Source organism: Blautia sp. HCP3S3_C12 (assembly GCF_052064155.1).
GTDB lineage: Bacteria > Bacillota > Clostridia > Lachnospirales > Lachnospiraceae > Blautia_A.
This window is the reverse complement of sequence record NZ_JBQHWC010000009.1, coordinates 1-13712: the sequence shown is the minus strand read 5'-3', so window position 1 is coordinate 13712 and position 13712 is coordinate 1. Positions and strand designations below refer to the sequence as shown.

The window sequence follows — 13712 nt, the reverse complement described above, 5'->3', positions numbered from 1 at the left end:
TATGTACTTAGTAGTTGGTTTGGGAAACCCGGGGCGGCAGTATGAGGCTACCCGCCATAATATGGGTTTTGATACAGTAGATTATCTGGTGGAGGAATATAAGGTTCCCCAGGGTGGCGTGAAATTCAATGCCATGTATGGAAAGACTGTGATCGGCGGTGAGAAGGTGATCCTTATGAAGCCGTTGTCCTTTATGAATTTAAGTGGTGGTCCGGTCAGGGATATGGTGAATTATTTCAAGATCGACCCTGAGACAGAGCTGATCGTAATCTATGACGATATTGACCTGGATCCCGGACAGCTCAGGATCCGCAAGCAGGGAAGTGCAGGCGGGCATAACGGGATCAAGGATATTATCCGTCAGCTTGGCACAGAGAAATTCCTGCGGATCAAGGTGGGAGTAGGTGCCAAGCCCAAGGGCTGGGATCTGGCAGATTATGTTCTGGGAAGGTTTTCCACAGAAGACAGAAAAATTGTGGATGAAGCCATTGCAAAAGCAGGGAAGGCTGTGGATATCATGATTTCCCAGGGACCGGATGCTGCCATGAATGAATTCAATAAAAAGGCAAAAGCAGTTGTGTAAAAGTAACCTGAAAAATTTATGACTGTTTCGGGAGATTAGGCATGAAAGCTTTTTTGACACCTCTGCAGGGGCTTGCAGAGTTTGAACAAATTTGTGAAAAAGGCAAAAAAAATAAAGGAGTCCTTCAGGTTTCCGGGTGTCTGGAATCCCAGAAGGCTCATTTAATATATGGCCTTTGTCAACTGGCGCCATTTCGTCTGATCCTGGCAGAGGATGAGCGGCGTGCCAGGGAAATTTATGAAGATTATCGGTTTTACGATAAAAAGATATATTTATATCCTGCCAGGGATCTGCTTTTCTTTCAGGCAGATATTCACGGGAATCTGCTGATCCGCCAGAGAATGCAGGTGGTCCGTGCGCTTATGGAGGAAAAGGAACTGGCTGTTGTTACCAGTATTGATGGCTGCATGGATTTTCTGGAATCTCTGGAGCAGATAAGGGAACAGCTTCTGCATTTTACCAGCGACAGCACGGTGAATATAGATGCTCTGAAAGCCAGGCTGGTATGGCTGGGCTATGAAAGAGTAGGACAGGTAGAGATGCCGGGGCAGTTTTCCATTCGTGGCGGTATTGTAGATATTTATTGCCTGACAGAGGAGAATCCCTGGAGAATTGAGCTGTGGGGAGATGAGATTGATTCTATCCGCAGCTTTGACGCAGAGAGCCAGCGTTCTCTGGAAAATCTGGAAGAAATCACAATTTATCCTGCTGTGGAGCATCCGGGGGAGAAGGCCCAGCTTTCTTTTCTGGATTATTTTCCTGCCCAGAAATCTGTGATTTTTCTGGATGAACCAAATCGTCTTGTGGAAAAAGGACGGGCTGTGGAGGAGGAATATAGCCAGAGCCGTCTGCACAGAGCAGAAAAGGGAGAGAAAAATCTTCCGGAAAACTGGCTTTGTTCTTTTGAAAAGGTACAGAAGGAGCTGAACAGGCGAAATTGTATTGCCCTCTGTGCACTGGAGCCCAGACAGGCTGGCTGGAAGATTAATGAAAAATTTTATATAGAGGCCAAATCTGTAAATTCTTATAACAGCAGCTTTGAGCTTCTGACAAAGGATCTGGAACAGTACAAAAGACAGGGATACAGGGTTGCGCTTCTTTCCGGCTCCAGGACCAGGGCAGAGCGTCTGGCAAAGGACCTTCAGGAACAGCAGCTTTCGGCTTTTTACAGTCAGGATTATGACCGGCAGATTCAGCCGGGAGAGATCATGGTGGTCTATGGTCATGCGAAAAAGGGATTTGAGTATCCCCTGACCAAGTTTGTGGTCATGACAGAATCTGATATTTTCGGCCGTGAGCAGAAAAAGCGAAAAAAGAAAAAGAATTATAATGGAAAGCGCATTCAGGATTTTGCAGAACTTTCCGTTGGAGATTTTGTGGTTCATGAAAGACATGGTCTGGGTATTTACCGGGGCATTGAGAAGGTTGAGGTTGACCGGGTGGTCAGAGATTATATCAAGATCGAGTATCAGGGAGGAAGTAATCTCTATATTCTGGCTACCCAGCTGGATTCTCTTCAAAAATATTCCGGTGGGGATGCTTCGAATACGCCTAAGCTGAACAAGCTGGGAACTTCTGAATGGAACAAGACAAAAAGCAAGGTTCGGGGTGCTGTAAAAAATATCGCAAAGGAACTGGTAGAGTTATATGCAGCTCGTCAGGAGAAGGAAGGGTATGTGTGTGGTCCGGATACTGTGTGGCAGAGAGAGTTTGAGGAGATGTTCCCCTATGAGGAAACAGAGGATCAGCTTGCTGCCATTGAGGATGCCAAAAGAGATATGGAGAGCACCAGGATCATGGACCGGCTGATCTGTGGAGATGTGGGATATGGAAAAACAGAGGTAGCGCTCCGGGTAGCCTTCAAGGAGGTACAGGAGAGCAGACAGGTGGCATATCTGGCACCTACCACCATTCTGGCTCAGCAGATTTATAATACTTTTGTCCAGCGAATGAAGGAATTTCCGGTACGTGTGGAGCTGCTCTGCCGTTTCCGCACGCCTGCCCAGCAGAAAAAGGCAATTGAAGATCTGAAAAAAGGACAGGTGGATGTGGTGATCGGAACCCACAGGATCCTGTCCAAGGATGTGAAATTCAAAAATCTGGGTCTTCTGATCGTAGATGAGGAGCAGCGTTTTGGGGTCACTCACAAGGAGAGGATAAAGCAGCTGAAAAAAGATGTGGATGTACTTACTCTTACTGCCACACCGATTCCCAGAACCCTTCATATGAGTCTGATCGGGATCAGAGATATGAGCGTGCTGGAGGAGCCGCCTATGGACAGAATGCCTATCCAGACTTATGTAATGGAGTATGATGAAGAGACTGTACGGGAAGCCATTAACCGGGAGCTTCGCAGAGGCGGGCAGGTGTATTATGTTTATAATCGGGTAACGGATATTGCAGATGTGGCATTGCGTATTGCAAAGCTGGTGCCTGAGGCAAGAGTGGATTTTGCCCACGGGCAGATGAGCGAGCGGGAACTGGAAAACGTTATGTACGGTTTTGTAAATGGAGATATTGATGTGCTGGTTTCCACTACCATCATTGAGACAGGGCTGGATATTTCCAATGTTAATACCATGATCATCCATGATTCGGACAGATATGGACTTTCCCAGCTTTATCAGCTGCGAGGCAGAATCGGACGGTCCAACCGCACGGCTTACGCATTTTTGATGTACCGAAAGAATATGATGCTGAAGGAGACTGCAGAGAAGAGACTGGCTGCAATCCGTGAATACACAGATCTGGGAAGCGGCTTCAAGATTGCCATGAGGGATCTGGAGCTTCGCGGTGCAGGAAATCTTCTGGGAGCCCAGCAGCATGGGCATATGAATGCAGTCGGATATGATCTGTATTGTAAGATGCTCAGTGAAGCGGTAAAAGAAGCCAAAGGAATCCATACAATGGAAGATTTTGACACATCCATTGACCTGAATGTAGATGCTTATATTCCGGATACTTATATTGGAAATGAGTTTCAGAAGCTGGATATTTATAAACGGATTGCGGGAATTGAAAATCAGCAGGACTATGATGATATGCTGGAAGAGCTTCTGGACCGGTTCGGAGAGCCGGGAAAGGCTGTGCTGAATCTGTTGGCTGTAGCCAGATTAAAATCCATTGCCCACAGGGGTTATGTGACGGAAATCAAACAGCTGGGGAAAGAGGTGCGTATTACTCTATATGAAAGGGCAAAGCTGAATCCTGCGGGAATTCCTCTGCTGATGCAAAAGTATGGACGGAGCCTGCAGTTTAAAAATGACCAGGAACCTAAGTTTATTCTGAATCTCAGGGATCCTCTGATCCAGGCGCTTACAGAGTTTGCAGGAGAGCTGGAGAAGCTGGCAGAATGATCGGAGAGGTGACAGAAAGAAAGATGTCTGGGATTTTGGGAAAATCGTGATGAAAGTGTGAATTGTATGAGATATTTTACAATTTGCCTTGCCCTCAGACTGAAAAAAGATTATACTGAGATAAGCGCACAGGACGGAAGGATAATATTCCTGTGAATATATGGAGGAAGAAATGAAAAAAATGATGAAAAGAACAGCCGCTGTGACTCTGGCAGGCATTATGTCAGTGGGAATGCTTACAGGCTGCGGAAGCAAAACAATAGACGGAACAAAAATAGTAGCTACTGTAGACGGAACTGAGATTCCTCTTGGCGTGGTAAGCCTTTATGCCCGTCAGCAGCAGGAGCAGACAACTGCTATGTATATGAGCTATATGGGAAGTGCTGATAATATCTGGGATCAGACTGCAGATGAGGATTCCGGAAAGACTTACGGAGATCAGGCAGTGGAAAGCAGCCTGAAGTCTGTAGAGACTATGTATATCCTTAAGGAAAAGGCAGCTGACTATAAGGTTGAGGTGACAGAGGATGAGGAAAAAGCCATTGCAGATGCAGCTTCACAGTTCATGGCTTCCAATGGAGAGGATACCATCAAAGAGCTTGGAGTTACCGAGGATCAGGTAAAGACTCTGTTAGAGCTTCTCACAATTCAGAAGAAGATTTATGATCCTATTGTTGCGGAGGGCAATATTACAGTTTCCGATGATGAAGCAAACCAGTCTTCTTTCACATATGTCAGCATTTCTACCAGTGGTGATGATGTGACTGATGAGCAGAAAGAGGAAAAAAAGAAACAGGCTCAGGAGATTCTGGACAAGATGAAAGAAGATCCTACTGCTGATATGAGTGAAATTGCTAAGAGCGTGGATGACAGTTATTCTGCAGTAGAGGGCAATTTTACAACCAAAGAGAGTGATGAGGATAGCGAGGATGAGGATTACAGTTCTACCGCATATCCGGATGAGGTTCTGAAAGTACTCCGTGGTCTGAAGGATGGAGAGGTTGCTTCTGATATTATTGAGACAGATACAGGATATTATGTAGTAAGACTGGATAAGGTTCATGATGATGATGCAACCGCATCCAAGAGAGAATCTCTGAAGAACTCCAAGGAGAGCACCTACTATTCCGATATTACAAGTGATTGGCTGGACAGTGCAAAGACCGATGTGAACAAGAAGGTTCTTAAAACTCTGAAGATTACAGATAAGCATACCTTCACAGCACCTACACCTACTCCAACACCTGAGGTAACTGAGGAAGCAACAACCACACCTGAGGTAGAGGAAGAAGCAACAGAGACACCTGCAGCAGAAGAAGAGGTAACAGAGACACCTGAGGCAGAGGAAGAAGCAACAGAAACACCTGCAGCAGAAGAAGAGGTAACAGAAACTCCTGCGGCAACAGAAGCAGCAGAATAAAAATGAGATAAAATGAAAGCCGGCTATATCAATTCGTTGGATTGATATAGCCGGTTTTCATTTTGGGCAGTATCAGAAAATCACAGTATCCCTGCCGTGAGTCTTGCCATAATATAGTTTGTCATCTGCATGCTTGACCATTTCTGAAGGACTGGAGTTATAATCGTATTCCTCCAGACCAAAGGTCATAGTTACATGAAGGGAGACATCCTTATAAACGATCGTCAGATCAGAGACTGCTAATCGGATATTATCCATCAGTGTGCTGGCTTCATCCAGATTGAGTCCGGGAAAGAAAAAGAGAAATTCTTCACCGCCCCATCTGCACACATGTCCCAGTCCCAGGGTTTTTTCCTTGAAAAGCTTTGCCAGATCAGTGAGGACCTGGTCTCCGCAGTTATGACCATAGGTATCGTTGACCTTTTTGAAGAAATCAATGTCTCCGATGGCAATACTGAAATTTTCGGATGGATTTGCTGTAATATGATTTTTCAGGATTTCCTCCATACGTCTGCGGTTATACAATGTGGTAAGAGGATCTGTGGCTGCCTGCTGCTGCAGCTCCATGTTGTAGAGAAAGAGATGTTTCTCTGCTTTCTGAAGATTAGAACTGAAGGTAATGCAGACTAATACCATAATAATAAAGGAAAGTACAGTGTTCACAATCTGCATGATCAGCATTTGCTCATCATTCAGAGAATATACAGGGGCATTGAGCTGACAGTTGAAAAATAAAGCCATTCGCAGGAAAAACAGGAAAATGGTAAAAATAATTTTATTGAACAGCCGGTCATAGATGGAAAACATGGAAACCAGCAATAACGGCATCATAAAATTGATTCCACCACAATTCCATCCATAGCAGTAAATGAAATAAGTAATCCATCCTACGGAAATGCATACATAAAACAGAAGATTCCATCGGATAGGAATGGTGTTAACTTTTTTCCTGGCTATACAGGAGGCTGCTATCCAAACTAATACGGGAATACTGTTTTTGACATATCCCATTTGCACCAGGCAGATGATAAAGATAGCAAAATAGGCGATATAAATATTGTAGGATCTGGTCAGAATCAGGGAATAGTAGACAGGGATTGATTCTGGCAGATTCTCCTGAGTTTTTTTTGTATTCATACAAAATCCTTTACTGAAAATTTATATAAGATGAAAATGTTTTAAAGCATTTGCAATTCCGTCCTCTTCTATAGGAGTGGTCTGATAGGTACAGTAAGGCAGGATCAGGGGATTTGAGTTCCCCATTGCAATGCTGGTTTTGGCGTATTTAAGCATAGGAAGATCATTGGTGCTGTCGCCGAAGGCATAGGTATTCTCAATGGAAGCCCCAAGGTAATCGACAAGAAACTGAATACCTGTAGCTTTGCTGTGGCTTTTCTGAGCCAGCTCCCAGGCAGCATCTTCGTGAACGAAACAGGTGAAATGCTGATCTGCAAATTTGCGGAATTCCTGCCTGTCAGATTCAGCAGTAGGAAATACCAGGAATTTATCAAATGTGAAGTTCTCATATTTCTGGGTAGTGTACAGAGAAATGTCCTCTGTAACAGTTACCTTTTTCAGCTTTTGTATAGCATCCGGCAAATCACAGGAAGAACTGTCATACAAAATTTTATCCGGTCTTTCAAAGCAGGCGGGAAGCCTGCTTTTCCGAAGCCTTTCCACAATTTCCCTGCATAACGGGTTGGGAATAGAGCTGGAAAGCAGAAGCTTATCGTGGAGATAGATCTGGCTTCCGCAGCCACATACATATCCGTCAAAATTCATTTCCCGGATCATATCCGGAAGCATGGTGTAGGTACGCCCGGAATTAATGAAAAGCAGATGACCATTTTTACGTGCAGCCTTTAATGCCTGCTGTGTACTGTCTGGGATTGTCCAGGGATAAGCGGTGAGCAGCGTGCCGTCGATGTCAAAAAATAAAAGCTTTTTATCTTTATTCATCCAGAGAATCCTCCTCATCTGAGACAGATTTCTCTCCGGTGTGTATACGGATGCCATTGAGCTCTACGTCACCTTCCATAGGGATGACCAGACATTTTACACCGTCAATAAGCTTTGTTTCCACAAGGGCGGCACGTTCAGGATCCACATGTACTACCACATCAGGTGTTTTGATCTCAAAACGTCGGGTGTTGGTGATGTTTGAGGCTACCAGAGAGGATTTTTCTCCGGCATTGATTTCATATTGTTCATCAAAGGACTGGAGCTTCTCATCCTCTACACCGCAATCCTCAAAAAGTCGTTTGACTTCAGATTTGGTAAGGACTACAGGTTCAGGCTCATCCTTCTGGGATTCGATCAGCTCATTCAGCTTTTCGTGAATATTCATAACTGTATCATAGTTGCAGTCATCTCCCAGGGTTTCTTCTACCAGAGCATTAAAGGAGTCCTTTTGTCCGCCGGCAGAAAGAGGGGCGGTGCATCCCAGCAGCTCGTCAATAAAGATATCTCGAAGCTCATTGGTATTCTTACTATAATAAAGAACACCGTGGATATCTGTGCTGCGGTCATTAAACTGTGGGAAAAGGAAAGCTACTTCAGGCATTTCTACGATCCAGTCACGGATACGGTCCTGAATGCTGTTAGTCTCTGCGTTATAACAGAGCCCTGCTTTGGAAAGCTTTACAGGGCAGATACAGCACATAATGTGATCATAAATCTCATCAGATGCATCGAACATCTCTGCACCATCAGAGGATTTACCGGGAATATCGTAGACTCCGTGGATCAATATAATATAGTAGTTTTCCGGATAATCATAGTTTTCAATAATCCGGTCATAGAAGTTTTCAACAAGCTCATCGTCAGTCAGCTTGCTGCTTCGCAGTCTCATAAGAAAATGCTGGGTGCCTCCCTCAGCCTCCTGGTCCAGAGGGAATTCCATGTTCATAAGATTTTTACCCACTGTACCGGACAGAGATTTGCGGAAAATTTCAAAATATTTAAACATTTCCTCCTCAGAGAGAGAAAGAAAGGCTTCTTTTAATTCTGTTTTCTTGTTTTTTTCCCCATCTACGTAACAGCCGCAGATACGGGTGATAGAACAGTTTTCCGGAGTAAACTGTTTCTTAATCTCGGAAATTTCTTTTTTATTCATAAAAGGAGATACCTCATTTGCTGTTTGATTGTAATGTATGATCAGGGGATATTTTTTCCGTTTCTCACCTGACAGTATAATATTTATTATAAAACAGATTTAACTTGGGGGCAAGGAAGAAGTATAACAAAACACAAACAAAACACAAAAATTGCAACGTATAATTACTAAAACGGAAAATAAAATAGTTGAAAAATTTCAGGTACGATGTTATATTGGAAATAGATGGGAAAACGTTTTCTTATATGCGGAAAAAACTCCTTGAAAAATTTTACGAATGTTGGAAAAGCGGATGATTATGTGGGAAAACGTTACCATAAAGACCTGCTTTAACTGAATTAAGTAAGTCCCCTGCTTCAATTGCGAAGAGCAATAAGCAGTTATTTGGTTATGGCAAATGGCGAAGCGGATTGGGAATATCCGCTTGACCAAGACAGAAAGGACAAGGAAGAAAATGGATGTAACAATTAAGGATATAGCAGCTGATGCAGGGGTATCTGTATCTACGGTATCTCGTGTTGTGAATGGATCTAAATCTGTAAGTCCTAAATTAAAGGGGCGGGTTATGGCCAGTATTGAGAAATTTCATTTTCGTCCCAATGCTGCAGCCCGCAGTCTGGTTACCAGAAACACCGGACTGGTAGCTGTTCTGGAAGCAGATGTACGAAATCCGATCACAGCTCTTCATCTGAAGCAGATCAGTGATGTATGTATGAAGCACGATAAAGTGATGATTGTCTGCGATTATGATTTTGACCAGGATAAGGCCCTTCTTCTGATGGATAATATGCTGGAACGAAATATTGACGGATTGATTTTTCAGGGAGTTCATCTTAATGAGAAAATTCTGGGAAGGCTCAGGAGATTTCAATGTCCTGTTGTGCTGGGAAATCAGGGACCATCAGAAGATATGAGATGTGAGTTTCCTGCTGTTACAGTAGACAGCTATCATGCAGCCAAAGACATGACCCGGTTTTTGATCAGCGAAGGACATAAACATATTGCATATGTTGGCGGAAGCTCTGAGGATTATACAAATGGAACACTGAGACTAAGAGGTTTTCTGGATGGAATGAGGGAGGCTGATCTGCAGGTACAGGATTCGGATATATATCAGGGAGAGTTTTCTACAGAGTTCGGAGAAAAAGGGATGAATCAGATTTATGAAAACAGTTTGGAGCTTCCGACAGCAGTGGTGACTGGCTCTGATATTATTGCCGCAGGTGTGATTCGGTGTCTGAAAGCCCATAAATTAAAGGTACCGGATGATATTTCTGTGGCAGGATTTGATGATTCTATTTCTGATATCTATGATCCTCCGTTGACAACAGTAAGAATGCTAGATCAGGGAGAGGTTTTTTATAAGGCTCTTTTTGAGGAAAAGGGAGAAGCGTGCGTGAATGAATGGTGTTATTTTCCATATCAGATTGTAAGGCGAAGTTCTACCAGGAGAATTACAAACTAAAATTTCATTGCCCAGGAAATCAGGAATGAATTTTGGAAATGTTACTAAGAAGGAAATGTATATATAAAAGACAGGAGGCCGTATATGGCAATTAAAAGGGAAAAAATGAAAAAAAACACAGGTATGGAAAGTCTGTATGATGTCAGACTGGAGAAAAAAGTAGAAGAGCTGCGCTGGTTATATATGGAGCTTTATGGAAATACTTCGATGTTTGCGGAATTATGTGACCAGATGAAGAGCTTCTATCAGAACCGTGCAGAAGCACTGAAGGAACTTGATCAGGAAAGAGAAAAAGATCCGCAGTGGTATAAGAAAAATGACATGCTGGGAATGATGTTTTACATTGATAATTTTGCCGGAAATATGAAAGGTGTTGAAAGCAAACTGGATTATCTGGAAAAGAATAATGTAAATTATATTCATCTTATGCCATTCCTGGAGACTGTGAAAGGCCGCTCGGATGGTGGCTATGCAGTGGCAGATTTCCGCAAGGTACAGGAGAATCTCGGCACTATGGAGGATCTGGAAGAGCTGACAGGCGCCTGCCATAAAAAAGGAATCAGTGTGTGCATGGATTTTGTTATGAACCATACCTCTGAGGATCATGAATGGGCAAAAAAGGCCCGCCAGGGGGACGGAGAGTATATGAGCAGATACTTTTTCTTTGACAATCCCTATCTTCCTTCTCTCTATGAGAAAACAGTGCCGCAGGTATTTCCTACCACTGCACCTGGAAATTTTACCTGGCTTCCGGAAATCGGCCATTATGTAATGACTACGTTTTATCCTTATCAGTGGGATCTGAATTACAAAAATCCCCGGGTATTCAATGAAATGATGTATAATTTCCTTTTCCTTGCAAATAAAGGAATTGATATTATGCGTATTGATGCAGTTCCTTATATCTGGAAGGAACTGAATACTTCCTGCCGTAATCTGCCCCAGGTACATACGATTGTGCGTATGATGAGACTGATCAGTGAGATTGTATGCCCGGGCATCCTTCTCCTGGGAGAAGTGGTGATGGAGCCGGAAAAGGTGGTGCCTTATTTCGGAACTGTGGAAAAGCCGGAGTGTCATATGCTTTATAATGTAACTACAATGGCAACAACCTGGCATACAGTTGCAACCAGGGATGTGAGCCTTTTGAAAAAACAGCTGGATATTGTCAATGGACTTCCCAAGGATTATGTATTTCTCAATTATCTGCGGTGCCATGATGATATTGGCTGGGGGCTGGACTATGCAACTCTTCAGCAGGAAGGAATAGAAGAACGTTCCCACAAGAAGTATCTGAATGATTATTTTCAGGGTTATGCCGGAAACAGCAACAGTCGTGGAGTGCTCTATAATGAGGACCCGGTTACCGGAGATGCCAGATTCTGTGGAACAACAGCATCTATGTGCGGGATTGAGAAGGCTGGCTTTGAGCATGACAGGGCAGGGATGAAGAAGGCAATCCAGCTGGACGTGATGCTTCATGCTTATATGTTCATGCAATCGGGAATTCCTGTTCTTTACAGCGGAGATGAAATTGGGCAGGTAAATGATTATTCCTACAAAAAGGATCCGGACAAGGCTCCGGATTCCAGGTATATCCACAGAGGTGCCATGCGTTGGGAACGTGCAGCAAAATGTGACAGCCCCAGAACTGTGGAAGGACAGATTTTCAGACAGCTGGATAAGCTGGAAAAAATCCGCAAAACGGAAAAGGCTTTTATGACAAATGCGGATACCTGGACAGTAGAAACCTGGGATAACAGTATTTTGTGCATTGGACGCTATTATGATGGCGATAAGATATATGGGTTGTTTAATTTTAGTGAGTATGATAAGACCGCATGGATCAATGAGCGGGATGGTATGTACAAAGATTTGATTTCAGGTAAAGTTATGGAAGCGGCAGGGGTAAATGTTCCGGCCTATGGTTTTTACTGGCTGAAAAAACAGTAAAGGATTTCTCTCATTACATTACATAGATTACATTACATAGAAGGAATTTGGTGTTGCGGGTACCGGATACTTGGAGATATAATATTAAAAAAATATGGGAGGCTGAGACTATGATGAATGAAACAATAAAAACTCTGCTGGAACGTAGAAGTATTCGTGGATATAAAAAGGATCTGGTTCCTGCTGAAATTCTGGATCAGATTCTGGAAGCGGGAGAATATGCACCCAGCGGAATGGGAATGCAGGGAACCATGATGGTTGTTACACAGAATGCGGAGCTTGTGGCAAAGTTGTCTCAAATGAATGCTGATGTGATGGGAAGTGGGGCAGATCCATTTTATGGTGCGCCGACAGTGATCATTGTGTTTGCTGACAGTGAAATGGGAACCTGTGTGGAAAACGGAAGTCTTGTGATGGGAAATCTTATGAATGCGGCCCATGCTCTTGGAGTTGATTCCTGCTGGATTCATCGTGCGCGGGAGGTATTTGATTCTCCGGAAGGGAAAGCGCTGAAGGCTCAGTGGGGAGTACCGGAATCTTATGTAGGTATTGGACATTGTGTTCTGGGATATAGAAGTGGAGAATATCCGGAGGCTAAGGCCAGAAAAGCTGGATTTGTGATTCGGGTATGATGATCAGGAGGCATTATTGGTTTTCCGGGAGAGTGCAGGGAGTTGGTTTTCGTTATAGGGCGTATTATATTGCCGGCTCTCTGGGGATTACCGGATGGGTACGGAATAACTGGGATGAACGTGTGGAGATGGAAGCCCAGGGTACGGAAGAGAGTCTGGATAAAATGGTGCAGATGTTGAGGGAGCAGAGGTTTATCTGGATTGAAGATGTTGAGATAAAGGAAATGGAGGTGGAGGTGGAAAGTGGGTTTTATGTGAAGTAGAGATGGGGGTGCCGGAGGCCGGACGCCGGACGTCCCGAAAGGACAGCGGGTGGGGAGACTGGTTTCGGGAGCTAGGAACTCTAAGGCCCGGGAGATCAGCTAAAGGCGCTCGCAAATGGCGCAAACTCGCTTCGCTCAGACAGTGCGGCTATTTGTTCGCAACGCTGATCTCCCGGGCCCAAGAGTTGCTACGCTCCCTGCACGAGCCTCCCCACCTGCTGTCCTTTCGGGGCTGGTGGCTGGCGGCGGGAGGGGGTGTAGATTGGTGGCTGGTATGGGGAGGGGGCGGAGCGGATTTTTTTGTCTGTGGAAGGAAGAATAGTGATTGGAAATAAAAAATAAAAAAAGTTAAAAAGGGGGTTGACAGTGGCGGATAGGAGTGTTATATTAGTTGAGCTGTCGGAAATAATTGTTTCTTAGATAGGGACAATTATAATAGATTTCTGAAAGAAAAAAGAAATTAAAAAAAGTGCTTGACAACTTAAAACCTTTGTGTTAAAGTAATCAAGTCGCTTGAACAGAGCTGACAGTTATGTATCTGGACAACTTTTTGAGAAAATGAAAGAGTTGAAAAACTTTGAAAAAACTTGAAAAAAGTGCTTGACAAAGTAAAACAGATATGATAAAGTGAACAAGCTGTCAAAAAGACAGACAACCTTGATAACTAAACAGTGAAACACATACGATTCTCGAAAATTCTTTACACATGAGCATCGAAAGATGCGAATGCGGTTCGGTTCGTAAGAAACGAACTTCATTATTTGAGAACGGTTGAATAAACCAAAAACAGTAAAACGAGAGATAGCTAGTTGGTTGTCTTGAGTAATCAAACACTTTATCAGAGAGTTTGATCCTGGCTCAGGATGAACGCTGGCGGCGTGCTTAACACATGCAAGTCGAACGGGAAACCTTTTATTGAAGCTTC

10 protein-coding genes and 1 rRNA gene are annotated in these 13712 nt (G+C 43.7%); 8 read left to right on the top strand and 3 right to left on the bottom strand.

What is annotated here, in order from left to right; translation table 11 throughout:
• The first annotated feature begins 1 nt into the window (after position 1).
• From pth to ACTNDS_RS08870, 3 genes are all read left to right on the top strand, one after another.
• Positions 2 to 583 carry an aminoacyl-tRNA hydrolase gene (pth, locus tag ACTNDS_RS08880; protein ID WP_433844657.1) on the top strand — a complete coding sequence of 194 codons (582 nt, stop codon included), beginning with the start codon at positions 2 to 4 and terminating at the stop codon, positions 581 to 583.
• A 41-nt stretch (positions 584 to 624) separates the two neighbouring features.
• The gene (gene mfd, locus ACTNDS_RS08875) at positions 625 to 3939 is read left to right on the top strand and encodes a transcription-repair coupling factor (protein WP_441035122.1); all 3315 of its coding nucleotides are present in this window, start codon (positions 625 to 627) and stop codon (positions 3937 to 3939) included.
• Positions 3940 to 4111: 172 nt separating this feature from the next.
• Positions 4112 to 5359, top strand: coding sequence for a peptidylprolyl isomerase (locus ACTNDS_RS08870; protein ID WP_441035120.1), 1248 nt, complete (start codon positions 4112 to 4114; stop codon positions 5357 to 5359).
• 72 nt (positions 5360 to 5431) lie between these two features.
• On the opposite strand, the gene ACTNDS_RS08865 is transcribed toward ACTNDS_RS08870, so the two are convergent.
• The 3 genes from ACTNDS_RS08865 to ACTNDS_RS08855 are packed head-to-tail and all read right to left on the bottom strand — an operon-like array spanning position 5432 to position 8474.
• Positions 5432 to 6496, bottom strand: a complete 1065-nt coding sequence (locus ACTNDS_RS08865) for a GGDEF domain-containing protein (RefSeq protein ID WP_441035118.1) — start codon at positions 6494 to 6496, stop codon at positions 5432 to 5434.
• A 21-nt stretch (positions 6497 to 6517) separates the two neighbouring features.
• A complete protein-coding gene (locus ACTNDS_RS08860; RefSeq protein ID WP_441035116.1) occupies positions 6518 to 7318 on the bottom strand; it encodes an HAD family hydrolase in 801 nt (266 codons plus the stop codon).
• Positions 7311 to 8474, bottom strand: a complete 1164-nt coding sequence (locus ACTNDS_RS08855; protein ID WP_173744160.1) for a DUF4317 domain-containing protein — start codon at positions 8472 to 8474, stop codon at positions 7311 to 7313. The genes ACTNDS_RS08860 and ACTNDS_RS08855 overlap by 8 nt, the downstream gene beginning before the upstream one ends.
• Before the next feature lie 454 nt (positions 8475 to 8928).
• On the opposite strand from ACTNDS_RS08855, the gene ACTNDS_RS08850 reads away from it, so the two are divergent.
• The 5 genes from ACTNDS_RS08850 to ACTNDS_RS08830 form a co-directional block, all read left to right on the top strand.
• Positions 8929 to 9939 (top strand): LacI family DNA-binding transcriptional regulator, encoded by a 1011-nt coding sequence (locus ACTNDS_RS08850; RefSeq protein WP_441035114.1) that lies wholly within the window; start codon positions 8929 to 8931, stop codon positions 9937 to 9939.
• Between the two features lie 123 nt (positions 9940 to 10062).
• Positions 10063 to 11892, top strand: a complete 1830-nt coding sequence (locus ACTNDS_RS08845; protein WP_441035239.1) for an amylosucrase — start codon at positions 10063 to 10065, stop codon at positions 11890 to 11892.
• A 113-nt stretch (positions 11893 to 12005) separates the two neighbouring features.
• Positions 12006 to 12524 (top strand): nitroreductase family protein, encoded by a 519-nt coding sequence (locus ACTNDS_RS08840; RefSeq protein ID WP_303243414.1) that lies wholly within the window; start codon positions 12006 to 12008, stop codon positions 12522 to 12524.
• The gene (locus ACTNDS_RS08835; RefSeq protein ID WP_173744157.1) at positions 12521 to 12787 is read left to right on the top strand and encodes an acylphosphatase; all 267 of its coding nucleotides are present in this window, start codon (positions 12521 to 12523) and stop codon (positions 12785 to 12787) included. Before ACTNDS_RS08840 ends, ACTNDS_RS08835 begins: the two co-directional genes overlap by 4 nt.
• Positions 12788 to 13622: 835 nt before the next feature.
• Positions 13623 to 13712 (top strand): 16S ribosomal RNA (locus ACTNDS_RS08830); the annotation flags it as partial.

Coding starts and splice junctions, on each gene's coding strand:
- pth (WP_433844657.1), top strand. CDS start 2: ATGTACTTAGTAGTTGGTTTGGGAAACCCGGGGCGGCAGTATGAGGCT.
- mfd (WP_441035122.1), top strand. CDS start 625: ATGAAAGCTTTTTTGACACCTCTGCAGGGGCTTGCAGAGTTTGAACAA.
- ACTNDS_RS08870 (WP_441035120.1), top strand. CDS start 4,112: ATGAAAAAAATGATGAAAAGAACAGCCGCTGTGACTCTGGCAGGCATT.
- ACTNDS_RS08865 (WP_441035118.1), bottom strand. CDS start 6,496: ATGAATACAAAAAAAACTCAGGAGAATCTGCCAGAATCAATCCCTGTC.
- ACTNDS_RS08860 (WP_441035116.1), bottom strand. CDS start 7,318: ATGAATAAAGATAAAAAGCTTTTATTTTTTGACATCGACGGCACGCTG.
- ACTNDS_RS08855 (WP_173744160.1), bottom strand. CDS start 8,474: ATGAATAAAAAAGAAATTTCCGAGATTAAGAAACAGTTTACTCCGGAA.
- ACTNDS_RS08850 (WP_441035114.1), top strand. CDS start 8,929: ATGGATGTAACAATTAAGGATATAGCAGCTGATGCAGGGGTATCTGTA.
- ACTNDS_RS08845 (WP_441035239.1), top strand. CDS start 10,063: ATGGAAAGTCTGTATGATGTCAGACTGGAGAAAAAAGTAGAAGAGCTG.
- ACTNDS_RS08840 (WP_303243414.1), top strand. CDS start 12,006: ATGAATGAAACAATAAAAACTCTGCTGGAACGTAGAAGTATTCGTGGA.
- ACTNDS_RS08835 (WP_173744157.1), top strand. CDS start 12,521: ATGATGATCAGGAGGCATTATTGGTTTTCCGGGAGAGTGCAGGGAGTT.